At 56.3% G+C, this 17,654-nt stretch carries 15 protein-coding genes; 5 read left to right on the plus strand and 10 right to left on the minus strand.

The features are described 5' to 3' along the window. Positions 1 to 42: 42 nt before the first annotated feature. The 3 genes from FQ179_RS03080 to imuA are packed head-to-tail and all read right to left on the minus strand — an operon-like array spanning position 43 to position 5,430. Positions 43 to 3,180, minus strand: a complete 3,138-nt coding sequence (locus tag FQ179_RS03080; protein ID WP_149395803.1) for an error-prone DNA polymerase — start codon at positions 3,178 to 3,180, stop codon at positions 43 to 45. Between the two features lie 17 nt (positions 3,181 to 3,197). After that, positions 3,198 to 4,769, minus strand: coding sequence for a DNA polymerase Y family protein (locus FQ179_RS03085; RefSeq protein WP_255474810.1), 1,572 nt, complete (start codon positions 4,767 to 4,769; stop codon positions 3,198 to 3,200). Then, entirely contained in the window at positions 4,699 to 5,430 is a 732-nt protein-coding gene (imuA, locus tag FQ179_RS03090; protein WP_149395804.1) for a translesion DNA synthesis-associated protein ImuA, read from the minus strand. The genes FQ179_RS03085 and imuA overlap by 71 nt, the downstream gene beginning before the upstream one ends. Positions 5,431 to 5,846: 416 nt before the next feature. On the opposite strand from imuA, the gene ypfH reads away from it, so the two are divergent. Further along, positions 5,847 to 6,623 carry an esterase gene (gene ypfH, locus FQ179_RS03095; RefSeq protein ID WP_255474811.1) on the plus strand — a complete coding sequence of 259 codons (777 nt, stop codon included), beginning with the start codon at positions 5,847 to 5,849 and terminating at the stop codon, positions 6,621 to 6,623. 99 nt (positions 6,624 to 6,722) lie between these two features. Here ypfH and FQ179_RS03100 read toward each other — a convergent pair whose 3' ends face one another. The 3 genes from FQ179_RS03100 to pbpG form a co-directional block, all read right to left on the minus strand. Next, complete coding sequence (locus tag FQ179_RS03100; RefSeq protein WP_149395806.1) at positions 6,723 to 7,190, minus strand: carboxypeptidase regulatory-like domain-containing protein; 468 nt, start codon at positions 7,188 to 7,190, stop codon at positions 6,723 to 6,725. 207 nt (positions 7,191 to 7,397) lie between these two features. Continuing rightward, complete coding sequence (locus tag FQ179_RS03105; protein WP_149395807.1) at positions 7,398 to 8,216, minus strand: NRDE family protein; 819 nt, start codon at positions 8,214 to 8,216, stop codon at positions 7,398 to 7,400. A 14-nt stretch (positions 8,217 to 8,230) separates the two neighbouring features. After that, the gene (gene pbpG, locus FQ179_RS03110; protein ID WP_149395808.1) at positions 8,231 to 9,277 is read right to left on the minus strand and encodes a D-alanyl-D-alanine endopeptidase; all 1,047 of its coding nucleotides are present in this window, start codon (positions 9,275 to 9,277) and stop codon (positions 8,231 to 8,233) included. Positions 9,278 to 9,554: 277 nt separating this feature from the next. Between pbpG and FQ179_RS03115 the strand changes: the two genes are divergently transcribed. Continuing rightward, positions 9,555 to 10,676: an AI-2E family transporter gene (locus FQ179_RS03115; RefSeq protein ID WP_149396881.1), complete on the plus strand. Its 1,122-nt coding sequence runs from the start codon at positions 9,555 to 9,557 to the stop codon at positions 10,674 to 10,676. A gap of 18 nt (positions 10,677 to 10,694) precedes the next feature. On the opposite strand, the gene FQ179_RS03120 is transcribed toward FQ179_RS03115, so the two are convergent. Beyond that, positions 10,695 to 11,309, minus strand: coding sequence for an AAA family ATPase (locus FQ179_RS03120; protein ID WP_149395809.1), 615 nt, complete (start codon positions 11,307 to 11,309; stop codon positions 10,695 to 10,697). Then, positions 11,306 to 12,241: a YicC/YloC family endoribonuclease gene (locus FQ179_RS03125; protein WP_149395810.1), complete on the minus strand. Its 936-nt coding sequence runs from the start codon at positions 12,239 to 12,241 to the stop codon at positions 11,306 to 11,308. The genes FQ179_RS03120 and FQ179_RS03125 overlap by 4 nt, the downstream gene beginning before the upstream one ends. A gap of 106 nt (positions 12,242 to 12,347) precedes the next feature. Between FQ179_RS03125 and rph the strand changes: the two genes are divergently transcribed. After that, complete coding sequence (gene rph / locus FQ179_RS03130; RefSeq protein WP_149395811.1) at positions 12,348 to 13,097, plus strand: ribonuclease PH; 750 nt, start codon at positions 12,348 to 12,350, stop codon at positions 13,095 to 13,097. A gap of 286 nt (positions 13,098 to 13,383) precedes the next feature. Here rph and FQ179_RS03135 read toward each other — a convergent pair whose 3' ends face one another. Further along, positions 13,384 to 14,736 (minus strand): MmgE/PrpD family protein, encoded by a 1,353-nt coding sequence (locus FQ179_RS03135; protein WP_149395812.1) that lies wholly within the window; start codon positions 14,734 to 14,736, stop codon positions 13,384 to 13,386. A 20-nt stretch (positions 14,737 to 14,756) separates the two neighbouring features. Continuing rightward, positions 14,757 to 15,917 carry an acyl-CoA dehydrogenase family protein gene (locus FQ179_RS03140; protein ID WP_149395813.1) on the minus strand — a complete coding sequence of 387 codons (1,161 nt, stop codon included), beginning with the start codon at positions 15,915 to 15,917 and terminating at the stop codon, positions 14,757 to 14,759. A 117-nt stretch (positions 15,918 to 16,034) separates the two neighbouring features. Between FQ179_RS03140 and FQ179_RS03145 the strand changes: the two genes are divergently transcribed. Together FQ179_RS03145 and rdgB are read left to right on the plus strand one after the other, a co-directional pair. Next, positions 16,035 to 17,042, plus strand: coding sequence for a LysR family transcriptional regulator (locus tag FQ179_RS03145; protein WP_149395814.1), 1,008 nt, complete (start codon positions 16,035 to 16,037; stop codon positions 17,040 to 17,042). Continuing rightward, positions 17,032 to 17,652, plus strand: a complete 621-nt coding sequence (rdgB, locus tag FQ179_RS03150) for an RdgB/HAM1 family non-canonical purine NTP pyrophosphatase (RefSeq protein ID WP_370459829.1) — start codon at positions 17,032 to 17,034, stop codon at positions 17,650 to 17,652. Before FQ179_RS03145 ends, rdgB begins: the two co-directional genes overlap by 11 nt. Positions 17,653 to 17,654 lie beyond the last annotated feature (2 nt).

Here is a 17,654-nt window from a genome sequence, read left to right on the forward strand (position 1 = left end):
GCGTAAGCGCCCTTGTGTTCCTTCAGACGGCATGTAGGCCAATTAATGAAAATTACGACTGCGCGTAGGTAATGTGCCGAGTAACGGTGTCAGGTCAATAAGCCTGGAGGCCATTAAATGACAGATGCCCGACTGCCGCTGCCACACACCATACACACCCATTAGCTTGGCATTGATCAACTCGGCACGCTGACGCCGGGCCAAATCGGGGTAGATGATGACGTTGATGTTGCCGGTTTCATCTTCAAGGGTTACGAAGACAATACCGTTGGCAGTAGACGGGCGCTGACGTACTGTAACAATGCCACAGGCGCGGGCCAGCCGTCGGTCTGGGTAATTGTCGTTCATCATGGCAGCTGTGGCAAAACGTTTAGCCTGCAAGGTGTCGCGCAGCAAGGCCAGTGGGTGTCTGCCTAGTGTCAGGCCCAGCGACTGGTAGTCAGCCACGATGTCTTCGCCTTCGAGGGGGGCTGGCAGTTCAGGGCTCTCGCTCTCTTGTATGGGGGCGTGCCGCAGCATGCCCTGCAGTGCAGGGGTTGCCGCCTGCCAGCGCGCCTGTCTGCGATGGCCGCTTAATGTCTGCAGCGCATTGGCGGCCGCTAATGCGTCGAGATCGTGCCGGTTTAGTGTCGCCCGCGTTGCTACGTCGTGTATTGAGGTAAATACGCTTGCCCGGCGTGCGGCTTCTATGCGCAGCCCCGCTTCTTTAGACAGGCTTTTGATGCAATTTAGTCCAAGGCGGACAGCAGGGCGCTGGCTTGTTGTTTCTTTTTGCTCTAGTGTGCATTCCCAGCTACTGACCATGATGTCTGCAGGTAATACCGTGACGTTATGACGGCGTGCATCTTGTACCAGTTGGCTGGGTGCATAAAACCCCATGGGCTGTGAATTGAGCAATGCAGCCAGAAAGGCCTCAGGCTCATGGCACTTGAACCAGGCGCTTATATAGGCCAGCTTGGCGAAACTGGCCGAATGGCTTTCAGGGAAACCGTACTCGGCAAAGCCTTCCAGCTGCCGGAACAGGGCATGAGCGAAATCTTCAGAGCAACCGTTGGCTATCAACCCTGACACAAGGCGGTGCCGGAATCGGTCAACCCCGCCTTTGCGCCGCCAGGCTGCCATCGACTGTCGTAGCTGGTCAGCCTCATCGGCCGTAAAACCCGCCGCCTCCATGGCAATTTGCATGGCCTGTTCCTGAAAAATGGGCACGCCCAGGGTGCGCTTTAGTACGCGAGCGATTTCAGGTGTGGGGCTGGTGGCCTCTTCGTCGCCGTTGCGCCGTCGCAGATAGGGGTGCACCATGCCGCCCTGGATTGGGCCTGGGCGCACAATGGCCACCTGTATGACCAGGTCATAAAACTCGCGCGGTTTGAGACGGGGCAGCATGCTCATTTGTGCTCGCGACTCGATCTGGAACACGCCTATGGTGTCGGCGCGCTGTATCATTTCATAGGTTGCGGGGTCATCGTTGCGGATATCTTGCAGCGGCAACGGATGACCGCGACGCGCTTCTACCAGTTTCATGCAACGCTGCAAAACTGACAGCATGCCCAGCGCCAGCACGTCGATCTTGAGCAGCCCCATGGCGTCAAGATCATCTTTATCCCACTGCACCACACAGCGATCAGGCATGGCTGCGTTCTCGATGGGCACCAGACGGCACAGTTTGTCGCGCGCAATGACAAAGCCGCCCGGGTGCTGGGACAAATGCCGGGGAAAGCCCAGTAGCTTGTCTACCAGCCAGGCCCAGGTTTTGGCGCTGCGGCCTTCAGGGTCCAGACCCTGCTGCGCCAGCGCATCAAGCAGTCCCTGCTTGCCATCCCAATAGTGAAACGAACGCGCAACTCGGGCAACCAGATCGGGGTCGAGATCCAGCACCTTGCCCGTGTCGCGGAGCACGCTGCGGATGCGGTAGCTGCTGACAACGGCTGTCAGGGCTGCGCGGTCTCTTCCGTATTTATTGTAAATGTACTGAATGACTTCTTCGCGGCGTTGGTGTTCAAAATCAACATCGATATCAGGTGGCTCTTTGCGTGCCTGGCTGATAAAGCGGGCAAACAGTGTGTTGCCGTTTTCAGGGTTAACTTCGGTAATGTGCAGGCAGTAGCAGATTGCCGAATTGGCAGCTGAGCCTCGCCCCTGGCACAGAATGCCGCGCCCGCGTGCAAACTGAACAATGTCGTAAACCGTCAGAAAGTATGGCTCATAGTTGAGGCTGGCAATAATGGCGAGCTCGCTTTCGATCTGGCTGCGTACCTTGTCGCTCAGGCCTGACGGATAGCGTCGGCGTGCTCCGGCGTAGGTTTCCTGACGCAAATAGGTGCCAACCGTCATGCCATCAGGTACGATTTCTCGTGGGTATTGGTAGCGGATTTCTTCCAGGCTGAAGTGGCACAGGTTACTGATGTGCAGGGTTTCGCGCAGGGTGTGTGCGGGGTAAAGGTTAGCCAGTCGCAGACGACTGCGCAGGTAGTGCTCGGCATTGGGCTTGAGGGTGTAGCCGCAACGCTGTACAGGCTGTTTTTGGCGGATTGCCGCGAGCGCATCATGTACGGGCTGGCGTGAGCGTGTGTGCATCTCGGCCTGGCCGAGAGCGACCAGCTTTAATGCAAAACACTGCGCGGCTTGCTCAAGGGTCAGCCGATGTGCCGCATCGGCATGATGGTGGTGTAACCCCAGCCCCAGCCACAAGCGGTTGGGGAACGCCTGCTGAAGAAGTGATAAGTGTGTTTCGAGCACATTGGCAGCCACGCCATAGGCAGGCCGGTAAATAGCAAGGCAGTGAGGAAGCTGTTTCAAATGCTCATACCCTGGCCCGGCGCTAATGATGTCGTCCAGGCTGAGCTGGTAGCTACCTTTAGCGCTGCGACGACGCGCCAGAGTGATGAGTTCTGACAGGTCGCCATAGCCGGTTGCGTTGCAGGCCAGTACGATGATTTCCATGCCGTCCAGCCGAAAACGGCTGCCGATGATGAGTTTGATGTCGTGCTTTTTTGCTTCGCTGTGGGCCCGCACCACGCCTGCCAGAGAGCAGTCGTCGCACAGCGCCAAAGCCTGATAGCCTAGCCGCGCGGCGCGCTCAACCAGCTGCTCGGGGTGTGAGGCACCGGTCAGAAACGTAAAGTTAGATAGGCAGTCAAGCTCGGCGTAGTCAGCCAGAGAGGAAGTAGTATGAGACATGGTGTGTTGGTGGCTTGTTAGCCAAACAGCCCCTGCAGAAACCACCCTGCACCTTGGCTTTCGCGTTGTCGATAAAGCCAGTAGCGCGCGCCATTGGCGTCGCGGGCAATGAAGTAGTCACGTCGCTCATGTCCTGAGGGGCTCCACCAGCCGCTTTCGAGGCGCTCGGGCCCGTGGATTAAATGCAGGTTTTTGCCGTTGTGCACTGGTCGGTTGGCTACAACCGTCAACGGCTGTGGTGGGTCAAGCAGCCAGAAGGGACGGCTATGCATGGCCAGGCGGGGCGGCATAGCGGCCTTGGCGGCTTTGGATTTTGCGGTGCCTGTAGGGGCCGCGACAGCGCGAGGCCCGGCGGCAGATCGAGACGGGGGGGGCGAAGGGCTGGAAGAGATGTCTGGATCGCATTGGCTGTCATGGATGGGGCTCCACAAGTTGGCTTGCTCAGGTCGGTAGTCGGCAACGGGCTGGCTGCCAAGCACATGCTGGTCGCCCAGGCGAGCGCGCAAAAGATCGAGCAGGCGTCGCTCCTGGTGCAGCCATTGGGTGGGTTCTGGAAACAGCGTACCGCTGTGGGTTGGTCGAGTGTCTGTTTGCGTGACGGATAAGGTTATGGTGATGACAGGGGCAGGCAGGGTAATGGCCTGTAATCGTTCTCGCAATACAGGCAGAAAATCATCTGGTTGCCACGCACTTTCAGACACATGAAGTGCAACCTGCGTAGGGGCGCGTGCGTGACGCCCTTTTTCGTGGTGCAGGCAAATGCCCAGGCTGCGTGTGGATAGCTGCCTGGCTTGAAGCCAGCCGCTTAGCTGCTCTATAAGTCGCATGGTAACGACCAGGATGCCGTTGCAGTGTTCAATGCGCTCGGTCAGTTCGTAGCGCTGTGAAAAAGTGGGGGGCGCTTCAAACCAGTTGAAAATTTCGGTTGCCTGCCCGTAGGCGGCATCGACTTGCTGCAGTAATTGCGGGCTGCTGCGCTGTTGCAGTGCTTTGCGGGGAAGCGCCCGCAATTGTTGCAGGGTGCGGCAACCTATGCCATCGAGCCAGTCAGAATAGGGCTGCGCTGCGGGCAATACCTGCGCAGGCAAAACGTTGAGGCGTTGTGCCAAGTGGTGTGTGGTGAGCACGCGACGTTGACCTGACGGCTGACGCGAAAGCACCCATGCACCCAAAGCGCTGGGTGCCATGCCCAGGCGCGCGCGTGCGCCCTGATTACTCAAGGTGGCGTGGATGCGATGACAAAGCGTGCGTGGGCCACGAAACAGGCTGAGGCTGGCGCTGACTTCAAGCAGTATGGCCTGGTCTTCCAGAAAGCTGACATTGGGTGTGTATTGCAGCAAGCTCAGGGCCGTGTCGTGTAAATGCCGGCGCCGTGCATGGGGATTGTCGCTGAACAGCTGTATGCCGCAGGCCAGCCCGCGGGCGGTGTCTGCACTTGTGCCTGGGCGCACCCCTTGTTTCTCGGCTGCTGGCGTACACAAAAGAATACGGCCTTTGTCGAGCACGGCAGCCATGGTGTCAGCGGACCAGTTCGGGAAGCTGATGTCCAGGCTGTGCGTCGGCAGATAAAGGCTGATCCAGAGTGGCATGATGAGTTGTGGTGGCGTGTGGGGCGGGGTCTGGGTAAAAAGTGATGGGTAGTTGTTTGTCGCAAATGGGGCCCTGGCGTTTGACAATATGAATGGCAGCGCCCTGCATGGACGGCTGCAAAATAAGGCGCAGTGGAGCAGGGCTGGCCTGTTGGGCGGCAAGTGGGGGGCGCAGCATAATGAACAGAGCACCACTTTGTCGGGCAGCCAGGTGCAAACGACGCAAAGAGGCCTGGCGTACCTGGCTGGCCCAGCAAAGCAAAACAGAACAGGCGTTGTGTTTAAGGACTTGCTCGGCTGCCCACAGTGTGTCGCCCGGGGTTTGCGGACGAATCCAGACCAGCCTGTGCGTATCAAGACCCCAGTTAAGCCAGCAATGAAAATGGGGACTATATGGGGGGTTGACCAGCATGATGCTGCGTTCTGCATCAAGAGCGGCCAGGGCGGGTTGCAGCAAGCGAAGCTCGCCGCAGCCGGGCTGGCTGGGCATGATTTCTATGAGCGAGCCGAGCGGCCAGCCATTACCGGGCAACTCGTCATCTAGTGTGGCAAAGCCGGTGCGTACTGTGGTGGCTGGGCCATGAAATAATTGCGAGCCACGCCACAATGCAGGATGGATGCGTTCAGGGTGCTGCAAGACGGGTGAGAGCAAGGTTGTCATAGGCTTTATGCCGTAGTTGGGCAGTTTGGGCCTCGCAGGTATGGGCAGTGCAAGGTATGAGTAAGACCTGGCATATCTGCAGACAGGCAGTATTTATACTGTTTAAATATACAGTATAAATCAATGATAGGCGAATCGGCGTCTGGATATCAGTCAGGCCCTTCTTTGCCTGCTACCTGCCTTGTACAAGGCCTGTATGGTTCTGTAAAAAGAGGGGCAAGTGTTGAACATGTTGCGAGCGCATTCCCCACCCTAGCCTAACGGGCAGGGTCAAAAAGTTGAAACGAGAAACCCCCCGCTATAACGCTTTGCGTTTAGCTGCGGGAGATTTCATTGTTTCTGGCGTACAATTTTCATTAAACACCCTGCTTCTATTCTTTAAAGCCATCTGAAGCAGGCTGTACAAGGAGATGTATATGGCAACGGCTGCGAAGCCCGGTGTACCCGAGCCTTTTGTTTTTATGCCCCGCAACCAGAAACCACAACTGCTTTTTGTTCTGTTACATGGTGAATCTGCCAACCCCCGACAGCTTTTCCCGTTGGCTGAGGCTATAGGGAAAGCGTTTCCGGCAGCGATGATTGTGCTGCCCTATGCCAGAGAGAAGTGGTCGGCAGACTCGCATGGTGCTGATACGCAATCTGCAGATGAGGCTTCCACGTATTACTGGATCAAGCCGCAAGAAATCGATGTGGGCAATTACGCGGCTCATGTCGCTCAGGTGTTGCCCACGCTTATCGGGCAGATCGCCGCACTTCAGCAAAGCTACGGCCTGACTGGAGAGCACACAGCACTGGCGGGGTTTTCGCAAGGCGCTTCTGTAGCCCTTGAGGCCGCCCACGCCCATTCGGGGTTGGCGGGTCGCGTGTTGGCTTTTTCGGGGCTGTATGCTCGAATGCCTGACAAAGTACCACCCACTACCATGCTGCATTTTTTTCATGGCGCAGATGACCAGCAGGTTTCTGCCGATGAGGTAGAAGCAACCTTGACCCGGTTGGGTCAGCTTAAAGGCGATGCCACGCTTGATGTGGCTTCAGGCGTGGGGCACGAACTGCACGAGGCACTGATTAGTCAGGCAGTGATGCGGCTGCAAACGTGTGTGCCATTGCGTAGTTGGGAAGAGGCCCTGGGCATGCTGCAGCAAAAACTGACGGCACCCGAGCAGGGCCGGCCCGTTCGTAAAACAGTGCATTAACTACTGCTTCTGAACACCACAAGAGTCCTCGGCCTTCAGGCCGGGGCAACAAGTAGTATGCAGACTTGGGCCCCACAGCTACGCTGGGCAGTGGGGGAATCAATCTGCGCCTGAGGCGGGGCGCTTCCACAGAAACCTGATGTCTACACTGCCTTCAGAGGCAATGGTTATCTGTTTTGACTGTGTTTCGCCCTCATAGGTCGCAAATACCTTGTACTTGCCTGGCGACAATCGGGCCAGAAAAAGTGGGCCAGGAGACGTGACGTTAAGCACATTGGCGTCATGCTCGTCCCGCACGACTACCTGGACATTGCCTGCATAGGCGACAGCCGGGCTGCCTTGAGCCTGGCTGGCAAAAGTTAGCGCCAGTGGGTACTGCGACTGTGCGGCCTTAAAGGCATCAGACTCTTCTTTGCCTATGCCGCCACTTACGTATTCAACGCCGTTCTGGGTTTGTGTCGGGGGCAATTGCGCCCAGGCTGCAGTGGAGGCGAGCGCGCCAATGACCAGGCACAGGCTTGCCGCTGCTTTTGAAAGGGCGTGATTTCTAGTGCGTGTCTTGAGCATTTCATTCTCCGTAAGTAGACATCAGGCCTGGCGTGGGTGGGCACTGCTGTTTTTAAGCATTGCAGCACCCATGACTGCGTTGCAGGCGGCCCCAGGCATTTTTAATTGTACCTATCCATGGCATCAACGCCATGATTCAAATGTCCGTCAAACGTCGTCCAAGTGACATGGTGTGCTATTAACCCTGGCTGTGCTAATGCATGGCAACTAATTGTGGGTGGAGCTGGCTACCTGGTGGTCGCTGGTTTCTTGTGGGCAGATGTCACAGGGCCAGTCGTGGCGCCGTGCAATAGTGCCGGCAGGTGTGTAGCTGACCTCACTAAATAGCGCCTGACCGCTGGCATGCACGGCAATAACGGTAGAGCATCTTGTGCCGTATTCGGCGCTCACAATAAAGGGGCTGCTTAGCAGGCGTTCGCGTTCGAGGCTAAGTCCGGTGCGGGGTAGCATGTCGTCGCGCGCTGTCGTCTCGTCTTGAAGTATTTCGAACACCTCGGTTAACGAACGCTCAAGCATGTTTACCGGGAATGCATCGAGCGCGTTACGCAACCGTTGCGCCTTGGGCCACGGGGTATCCAGCAAGTGGTTGGACAGCACATAGCGTCCAGGCTCAAGGCTGACGGGTTGTGCCTGCCCTGTGCGGTTGCCGACATAGCGCGCGTCGTGAAGATCTCCGACGATAAGATTAAACCCGTTGTAGGCCTGGCTACCGCGCTGTACTTGCCCCGCGTAAGCCTGCGGTGTCATGTCGCTTTGTAAAAACCGGCTGACGAGCTGGCCCCGTGTTGGGGCATCAGGTATTAGACGCGCTGGATCACGATAATTGGTAATAAGCGCGTACCGACCTTGTTTTGTCATGCCCAGCCAGCTACCTTGCCCCTGCAGATCAATGCCCGCAATAATGCCAGGCCCCAGTGTGTCAGGGCGTGCCGGCACTGTGGGGCGATGATGAAATTCATCGCGGTTGGCAGCGATAAATAAGGGCCAGTCAGGGTGAGTGCCAATGGCCAGGTAAGCGATACACATGCTGGGGTGGCGCTTTAAAGCATGGCCACGGTGTGCCCGCCATTGTTTTCAACCAGATTGCGGATGCGCACGGCGTCACCGATGCGTGAGTAATGGCCCGAAGAGTTCAGCAGCACGATGGCGACGTCGCGGTTGTCGATGCGCGTAAGCATAACCAGACACTCGCCAGCTTCATTAATAAAGCCTGTTTTTGATATGCGGATGTTCCAGTCAGAGTTTTTGACCAGTCGGTTGGTATTGTTATAGACGAGCGTTCGGCCTTTGCCCACTGCCACTTGATACTGGTCATCGGTGGTGTAGCGATGAATAATGGGCTGGTGATTGACAGCCTTCAGAAGCTTGACCAGATCGCGGGGTGATGAAACATTGTCACTTGAAAGGCCTGTGGGTTCGACGAAGTATGTGCTGCGCATACCCAGTGCGCGAGCCTTGTCGTTCATGGCACGTACAAATGCGGGCATGCCGCCTGGGTAATAACGGCCCAGCGCATGGGCGGCCCGGTTTTCGGACGACATGAGCGCGAGGTGCATCATATCGGCCCGACTGAGCTCAGTGCCGACTCGCAGACGCGAGCGAGAATTGCGCAGCCGGTCAACATCGGCATCAGCGATCTGCAGTATTTCATCCATGGGCTGCCCGGCCTCTGCAACCACGAGCGCAGTCATCAGTTTTGAAATTGACGCAATAGGGCGTACTTCATCGCTGTTTTTGTCGTACAGCACGGAAGCGCTTTCGAGGTCTTGCACAAACGCCACTTCGGAGCGCAGCGCGGCTTTCAGCGCGGACGACTGGCTTTCATTAGCATGGGCAGGCCGACGGATAATGACATCGTTTTGTTCAGTTTGCAGGCTTGCTCGCACAACAGAGACTGAACCCTCATAAACGATAGGGCGCAAATTTTGACGATGGACGACGTGGGGTTTATGCAGGTCGGCCTTGAGCTGCACACTGGCGTCTTCGCCATTTTTGGCTTGTGCAGTTATGCCGATGGCAAAGGCCATGCATAGCGGGGCCAGCGCAAAAGGTAGAAAGCGGCGAAAAATAGGTTTCTTGATTGGCATGGCAGCGTCGAAAACGGTTCTTGATGGGAATGATGATATCAAAGAAAACGCATTTATATTATGAAGTTACATCATTTACCTAAATTTTTTTTGAACTCTTTTATAAATGCTCGATGCAAACGTGGTTTTTGCTGGATGAAGTCACAGTAGTTTGTTATGGCTTCTCAAATCGGGACTGTTCCGGCATTAACCCTACGGTCGTTGGCTCGATCCGTGTTATTGTCGAAAACCCGCCTTTTTTGGCTGGCCTCATCCGAACCTGTTGACACTCATTGTTATGCATCCTGTTTTGCCTGCCCATCTGATTGCCCGCTGGCTGCTTGTGCTAGTTGTGCTGGTCGGACTCTATTTTTTGCGTGGCTTTTTGGTGCCCGCACTGGCAGCAGTCATCATTGCGATGGCGAGCTGGCCGCAATACCGTCGTTTGCTTCGCCGTTGCGGCGGGTCTGAACCCATTGCCGCGACCATAGCCTTGCTCGTCGTGATAACCGTGCTTGTAGTACCGCTTTCACTGGCGCTGACCTATGCCATTCAAGAAGCCAGCAGCTTTATCGGCTGGGCGCTTACCGCCAACCGTGAAGGCGCGTCCACACCCGAATGGATACTGGCACTGCCCTTGGTGGGTGATTACCTGGCCCGACAGTGGGAAACCTATCTGGGCCAGCCCCATGCGCTGGGAGAAATGGTTGAGATCGTTAGTGGTGAGCATCTTGGCAACATCTACCGCATGTTGCTTGCGGCCACCGGCGATGTATTCCGCCTTGTGTTAACCGTGCTGTTCATGCTGATCACCCTGTTTTTTGTTTATAAAGACGGTGCCCACATTCTTGCGCAGCTCGACGTGGTGGGCGAGCGCATTCTGCCTGCTCGCTGGCAGCGATTCTCAAGGGTTGTACCTGCCACCATCAACTCCACGGTAACCGGCATGGGCTTGATCGCTCTGGGCGAAGGGGTGGTGCTTGGTACGGCATATTGGATCGCCGGCGTTCCATCTCCTGTGCTGCTGGGCGTGGTAACCGGGTTTATGGCGCTTGTGCCTGGGGGCGCTCCGCTTTCGTTTTCTATCGTATCGCTTTATTTAGTGGGCTCAGGGCACGCCATGGCGGGTTTGGGCCTGTTTTTGTGGGGCACGGTAGAGCTGTTCATCGTCGACAAAACGCTCAGGCCAAAATTGGTGGGTGGCCCCGTTAAACTACCATTTCTGCCCACGTTTTTTGGTCTGGTCGGCGGCGTCCAGACTATGGGGCTGGTTGGGCTGTTTGTTGGGCCGGTCCTCATGGCACTGCTGGTGGCCATATGGCGTGAGTGGATACTTGAAGAAGAAGAACCCATTTTTGTGCCCGACGCACAAGGTTCGACAACGACAGTTATCGTGGAACGACGGGCCGACATGTTGTGATGGGGGCCCGTAGTATCCTCAGGCTGGAGACGGAATTAAAAGCTCTTCAAGTGTGCCGCGTAATGTGTCCAGCGACAGGCTGGCGTCCAGCGTAGTTACCCTGCCGTCAAGTACTGCTTCAGGCTGGCGCAGCGCGTCGGAATACGCGTTCCAGTTTTCCAGCTTCCATTGATCGCGCGGGTCGGCGCGCTGCACTATACGTTCATAACGCACGGGTAGTGGCAGGTCTAGCCACACATGGCGCAAAATCGTTTGTGTGGGCAAGCCCAGGGCTGATGCCGAAAACAGCGCACCAGAAGCCAGCTCGCGATTCCATGGCCCGGGCAGTACAACGTCCATGCCAAGTTCGAGCTGGTCGCGCGCAATGCGCAGCGTGCTCTCATAGCCCAAGTCACGTACGTGTTTTTTGAAGCCCGGGCTGTCGCGATCATGGGGGTCAAAGCCCAGTGCCTGCAATAACGGGCCCGACCAGCACTCGCTGACCGCATCTTTATCGAGCACGCACCAGGCACGGCCTATCTGACGCTGGTGCTGCACAAAGCTGTTGGTGAGCGTCGTCTTGCCTGTTCCGGCGTGACCAAGCACGAAGAGGGCGGTTGGCGGTGACTGTGGCGTAGTTAGCTCAGAGGTCATTCGATATTTTGCGCTTGCTCGCGCATCTGTTCGATTTGAAGTTTGAGATCGATGGCGGCCCGGGTAACGTTAAGCGCTGAGGCTTTTGAACCCAGGGTGTTGGCTTCGCGGTTCATTTCCTGGAACAGAAAGTCAAGACGTTTGCCGGCGCTGCCGCTGTTTTTGCGGGCCCCCTCGGCAGCGGTTTCTCCAGTTTTCAGCAAGTGTTTCAGTTCAGTGATATGTGAGCGCAGACGTGAAAGCTCTTCGGCCACATCAATGCGCATGGAAAATAGCGCAGCTTCTTGTGCAATGCGAGCGCTTAGTTCTTCGCCACTGATGCGCTCAAAACCGTCGGGGCTGACGGACGCCAGGGCATCGCGAAGCTTGTCGGTGAGCCTGTTTTTATGCTCGGCAAGAATAGTGGGCAATTCGGTTTCGACTTGCTCAACAATGGTGCTGCAGGTGGCGGCGCAGTCTAGCATGACGCTGGCCAGGCGCTGGCCTTCGCGCTCGCGTGCAGCCTGCATCTCGACCAGCGCCTGCTCGGTGGCTTGCTGACACATGGCCATCCAGGTGTCAATATCAAAGGCTTCGGTATTGCCTGCGCCACGCGCTGCAGAAATAAGTTCGGCAAGCGTAGGTGCCGGAACATCGGGAATAAGGCGACGTGCTACGGCAAGTTGGCTGGCGGCGCTGGCAAGCAGTGTTTCGTCCAGTGCGGCGTCGGTGCTGGCTGCGGTGCGTGCGTAGTTGAGCCGGACTTCGACTTTGCCTCGCTTGACGTGACGTGCAAGCGATTCGCGAATTAAGCCTTCGGCCATGCGCAAGTCTTCAGGCAACCTGAAATGAATATCAAGAAAGCGGCTGTTGACGCTGCGAAATTCTATGGTGACGCTGCCTTGGGCTGATTCGGCGCGTGCGCTGCCGAACGAAGTCATACTGCGGATCATGCGCGGAAACCTATGTTTGTGACGTAAGACCCCATTGTAAGGTACAGGTTTGCCGGGCATGCGAAAATGGATCCGTTTCCGAACTCATTTATAAAGAGGCGTTTTCTTGACCAGTCTTTCAACTTCACCGGCTTCAGACATTACCCGTCCTTCGGGACGCCAGCAGGGGCAGCTTCGTCCCGTCGTCATTGAAACCGGCTACACCCTATATGCCGAAGGCTCAGTGCTCATCAAGGCCGGCGAAACGCATGTTTTGTGCAATGCCAGTGTGCTTGAGAAAGTGCCACCTTTTATGAAAGGCAAAGGCCGGGGCTGGGTTACCGCCGAATACGGCATGCTGCCACGCTCCACGCATACACGTTCAGACCGTGAGGCAGCACGAGGCAAGCAAAGCGGGCGTACACAAGAGATTCAGCGCCTGATCGGCCGCAGCCTGCGCGCTGTGTTTGATCTCGATGCATTAGGCGAACGCACGATTCATCTCGACTGTGACGTTATCCAGGCTGATGGGGGCACTCGCTGTGCAAGTATTACTGGCGCATGGGTGGCCGCCGCCATCGCGGCGCGCGGGCTAGTCGAGCGCGGTCTGTTGCAGTCCAGCCCGGTGCGCGACCATGTCGCGGCCGTGTCTGTGGGGTTGTTTGAGGGGCAACCCGTGCTTGATCTGGATTACATCGAAGATTCAGGCTGCGGTGCCGACATGAATATTGTCATGACCGGCACAGGCCATTTTGTTGAGGTGCAGGGTACAGCCGAAGGGCAAACGTTTGCGCGCCAGGAGTTGGGCGTACTGCTCGATTTGGCTCAGGCAGGTATTGCCGAGTTGATACAGATGCAGAAGCAGGCACTTGCATAATGCATGGTGCCGGGGCGTCATTCGCTTTGTCTGCATGACAAAGACTGGGCGGGTGAACTCGGCCTGCCCGACCCTCATCAGTTCAAAGGCATGTGTACGCCGAGTGCTCAGTTAACAAACGCCGGGCAGGTAGGGGAGCCTGCCCGGCCTTCATTAATTCAAAGCTATGTATACGCCAAGTACTCACGAAAGCTTTGAACAAGTCCGAAGTTGAAAAATCAGACTCAATAAGATCAATTGTTTACGTCACCAGGCTCAGCTAAAACCCGACTTATCCAGACCTTTCTTAGCCGATAAATCGACCGACCAATGGCGTGGACTCCAATCCCCATACCTTGGTGATCAGGTCGCGCACTTCGTCGGCTGACGCTGCATTGCGGTATGTACCGAGGCGCAAGGCCTTGTCTTCCAGTTCTGCACGCGAAAGCGTGTTTCCTGGGTCGCCTTTGGGCTCATCGACACGTCCGTTTAGCGTCTGGCCATCACGGGTACGTACTGTCACCTTTCCGATCCAGCGGTTTGGATAAGCCGTATCGACTTCTTCGTCCAGCTCCATCGTGACGCGCTGGCAAAACTGACGTACCTCAGCGTTGTCGAGGGCGGCGTCGAACTCTGCCAGCCCGGCGCGGCCATTTAGTGCGATGAGTGCCAGCACGGTACCCATGGAAAACTTGGACTGATGTACGGTCTGTGGGTCGGTGACCGGCCCGAGTACGTCAATGGCGCCTTGGTGAACCTGGGCGACGACTGATTCGATGTCGTCAGCCTTTAGGGAGTGCGTCTGCATGAGCGTGAGCAGGGCGTCGGCGGCTGGGTGCGTATGACGGCAGGATGCGTGGAACTTGAATGACGTTTCTGGAAGCGCCCAGCGGGTTCCCAGCCTGTCAGTCAGGCGGGCCGGGTCTGCGTCAGTAGACATGCCTGCGCCCATGCCTTGTACGCCTTCGAGTATGCGCTGTGCACCGGTAAAACCGTCTTGGGCAAGATAGGCGGCAAGCAGGCCGTTGCCTGCTGCGTTGGCCGTATGCAGCTGCTTGGAGTCGGCGGCATCACGTAAAAATTCCCACAAACCAGCGGCTTGTGTGCCGGCAGAGCCAAAGGCGTGCAGCATCTGCTCGGCGTTTAGGTTCAACAAGCGGCCAACGGCTGCGGCCGAAGCCAGTGCGCCCGCTGTGCCGGTAGTGTGAAAAATTTTATAGTGCGAGCGACCAAGAAACTCGCCGACGCGAATGCCAACTTCATAGCCGACAACGCAGGCGACCAGCAGGTCTTTTCCGGTGCGGCCCAAGGCCTGAGCGGTGGCGATGGCCGGCGGGAAGACCACGGCGGCCGGATGAAAGACCGAGCCGTTATGGACGTCGTCTTGTTCCACCATGTGGGAAGCAGCGGCATTGACCATGGCTGCAAACATTGGGCTGGTCGTTTTGCGCGTAACCAGGTTTTCAGAGGGGCCGCTGGTAGGGCCCATGGTCTCGGCAAAGCGCGCAATACTCTGCACGGGACGTGCACTGGAACCGGCCAGCTCTGAAGCCAGGCAGTCCAGCATCAAATCTTCGGCGCGGCGAAGAACGGCTGACGGGATGTCCTCAAAGGTGAGGCCAGATGCAAAAGAGGCCAGTTCGGCGCTTGGATGGCTCATGGTCATAGTCGTCAGTTCAATTAAAAGGAACGTGGCAGGCCGAGAACGTGTTCGGCTACGTAAGACAAGATCAGATTGGTAGAGATAGGGGCAACCTGATAGAGTCGGGTTTCGCGAAATTTGCGCTCAATGTCGTATTCGTTGGCAAAGCCAAAACCGCCATGAAATTGCAGACAGGCGTTTGCAGCTTCCCATGACGCGTCAGCAGCCAGCATTTTGGCCATATTGGCCTGGGCACCACAAGGCTGGTGAGCATCAAACAGTCGGCAGGCTTCATAACGCATGAGGCTGGCCGCCTCGATGTTGATGTGAGCCTTTGCAATCGGAAACTGCACACCCTGGTTTTGCCCGATAGGGCGTCCAAACACGATGCGTTCTTTGGCGTATGCGGTTACCTTGTCGATGAACCAGTGCCCGTCGCCAATGCACTCGGCGGCAATCAGTGAGCGCTCTGCATTCAGGCCGTCCAGAATATACCTAAACCCTTTGCCCTCCTCACCGATCAGATTTTCGGCAGGTATCTCGAGGTTTTCAAAAAACAGCTCGTTGGTTTCATGGTTGACCATGTTGGGAATGGGGCGCACATCCATACCGTTGCCGATGGCAGTGTGCAGGTCAACCAGAAAAATAGACATGCCGTCTGCTTTTCGCTTGACCTGGTCGAGTGGCGTTGTACGGGCAAGGAGTATCATGAGGTCAGAATGCTGTATGCGTGATATCCACACTTTCTGGCCGTTAATAACGTAGCGGTCACCTTTGCGTACGGCAGTTGTCTTGATTTTTGTAGTATCGGTGCCGGTGGTCGGTTCGGTAACCCCCATAGACTGCAGGCGCAATTCACCTGAGGCAATACGCGGCAGGTATTTATCTTTTTGTTCTTTTGAGCCGTGGCGCAGCAGCGTACCCATGTTATACATTTGCCCGTGGCAAACGCCCGAGTTACCGCCATTACGATTGATTTCTTCCATAATGACCGATGCTGCCGTGAGGCTCAGGCCCGAGCCGCCGTATTCTTCGGGTATAAGGGCAGCAAGCCAGCCAGCTTCGGTCAGAGTGCGAACAAATTCGTCCGGATAGCCTCGTTCCTCATCGATTTTTCGAAAATACTCTGGCGGAAACTGCGCGCAAAGATCGCGAATTGCGTCGCGGATATCCTGGTAATCGTGCTGGACGTGGGTCATGGTGGGTAAATTCCGAGGTAATTACAATAGTGTGATGCCTACTTTGCCTTAAGCGCCGCCGCTTGCCAATTATTGCTTTCTTAAGCCAGCGTTTGTAATTTCTTAAGTGACAACAATATAACCATGCATTTTGACCTGATAGACATGCAGCTGATGGTAAATGTGGCCGGGGCGCAGAGCATGACAAAAGGGGCTGAACGCTCTTTTCTTTCGCTGCCCGCGGCCAGTAACCGCGTTAAGAATCTTGAAAGCCAGCTGGGTACGGCGTTACTGTATCGCAGCAGCCAGGGGGTTACGCTGACGCCATCGGGTGAGGCGTTTGTGCGGCATGCGCGTATTGTGTTGCGCCAGCTTGAACACCTGCGCGGTGATATCCGCGAGTATGCCAGCGGTGTTAAAGGGCGCATACGTGTATACGCCAACACCACGGCAATGAATGAATTCATGCCTGCCATTTTGGCAGCCTATCTGGGTAGCCACCAAGATGTCAATGTAGAGTTGCGCGAGCGCCTCAGTTATCAGGTGGTTAAGGCCGTAGCTGATGGCAGCGCCGATATTGGCATCACTGCACAAGAGGGTGGTGGCGAAAACATTGAGTTTTTGCCCTACCGTACCGACAGGCTGGTGCTGGTTACCCATCGCGATCATCCTTTGGCGAGTCATGCAGCGGTCGATTTTGACGCCACGCTCTGTTACGACTATGTCGGGCTTTCAGAAACCAGTGCTATTCACGCATTTTTGCTGCAGGCAGCTGATGATCTTGGGCGCATGCTGCGCTTTCGGGTCGAGGTCAGCAATTTTGAAGCCGCCTGTCGCATGATTGCAGCACATGTGGGTATTGGTGTCATTCCCGAAACCGCCGCGCGTCGCTACGTAAAAGAATTGCCGCTGGCGGTTATTTCTCTTAATGACACCTGGTCGCTGCGTAAATTGCACATCTGTGTAAGGCGATTTGATCATTTGCCCGTTTTTGCAAAAGACCTGGTTTCCTTGCTGGTCAAAGACGCGGCTCAGGGCAATGACCTGGCAGACGGTGAAGAAGCTTCTGGTCACGATAAGGGCATACCTGGCGATGAAAAAAAGCCGGGCAAGAAAAAGACCGGGGGTCGTCGCAATGTCGCATAAGGTTGTTCTGGCGTCCAATAATGCGGGCAAGTTGCGTGAGTTCTCTGCGATTTTGGGTACGGCAGGCATTGATATGGTGCCGCAGGGCCAGCTGGGTGTGTCCGAAGCAGAAGAACCCTTTGCCACCTTTGTCGAAAACGCACTTGCCAAGGCGCGCCATGCCAGTCGTCAGACGGGTTTGCCAGCCATGGCTGATGATTCAGGTCTTTGCGTTAACGCACTGGGCGGGTCGCCGGGTGTGTATTCTGCCCGGTACGCTGCACTTAATGGGGGCGAAAAATCGGACGCGGCTAATAACCAGCAGTTGATTTCGGCATTAAAGGGGCAGGCAGATCGTTCCGGGTTTTATGTTGCCGTATTGGTTTATTTGCGTTCGGCCGATGATCCCACACCTGTCATCGCCGAGGGGCGCTGGGCAGGTGAAATTGTCGACGCGCCACGCGGCAGCAGTGGGTTTGGCTATGATCCACATTTTTTTATTCCCTCTTTGGGCAAGACGGTGGCCGAACTGGCCCCTGCCCAGAAAAACGCCATCAGTCACCGGGCCCAGGCTTTGCGGCGCTTGTTGAGCGCACTGCAGCCCGATACCGCTGGCGCAACAAAAAGGTAAGA

It is taken from the genome of Pusillimonas sp. ANT_WB101, assembly GCF_008369125.1.
In the GTDB taxonomy this organism is placed as follows: Bacteria; Pseudomonadota; Gammaproteobacteria; order Burkholderiales; family Burkholderiaceae_B; genus Allopusillimonas.

Coding starts and splice junctions, on each gene's coding strand:
- FQ179_RS03080 (WP_149395803.1), bottom strand. CDS start 3,180: ATGTCTCATACTACTTCCTCTCTGGCTGACTACGCCGAGCTTGACTGC.
- FQ179_RS03085 (WP_255474810.1), bottom strand. CDS start 4,769: ATGCCACTCTGGATCAGCCTTTATCTGCCGACGCACAGCCTGGACATC.
- imuA (WP_149395804.1), bottom strand. CDS start 5,430: ATGACAACCTTGCTCTCACCCGTCTTGCAGCACCCTGAACGCATCCAT.
- ypfH (WP_255474811.1), top strand. CDS start 5,847: ATGGCAACGGCTGCGAAGCCCGGTGTACCCGAGCCTTTTGTTTTTATG.
- FQ179_RS03100 (WP_149395806.1), bottom strand. CDS start 7,190: ATGCTCAAGACACGCACTAGAAATCACGCCCTTTCAAAAGCAGCGGCA.
- FQ179_RS03105 (WP_149395807.1), bottom strand. CDS start 8,216: ATGTGTATCGCTTACCTGGCCATTGGCACTCACCCTGACTGGCCCTTA.
- pbpG (WP_149395808.1), bottom strand. CDS start 9,277: ATGCCAATCAAGAAACCTATTTTTCGCCGCTTTCTACCTTTTGCGCTG.
- FQ179_RS03115 (WP_149396881.1), top strand. CDS start 9,555: ATGCATCCTGTTTTGCCTGCCCATCTGATTGCCCGCTGGCTGCTTGTG.
- FQ179_RS03120 (WP_149395809.1), bottom strand. CDS start 11,309: ATGACCTCTGAGCTAACTACGCCACAGTCACCGCCAACCGCCCTCTTC.
- FQ179_RS03125 (WP_149395810.1), bottom strand. CDS start 12,241: ATGATCCGCAGTATGACTTCGTTCGGCAGCGCACGCGCCGAATCAGCC.
- FQ179_RS03135 (WP_149395812.1), bottom strand. CDS start 14,736: ATGAGCCATCCAAGCGCCGAACTGGCCTCTTTTGCATCTGGCCTCACC.
- FQ179_RS03140 (WP_149395813.1), bottom strand. CDS start 15,917: ATGACCCACGTCCAGCACGATTACCAGGATATCCGCGACGCAATTCGC.
- rdgB (WP_370459829.1), top strand. CDS start 17,032: ATGTCGCATAAGGTTGTTCTGGCGTCCAATAATGCGGGCAAGTTGCGT.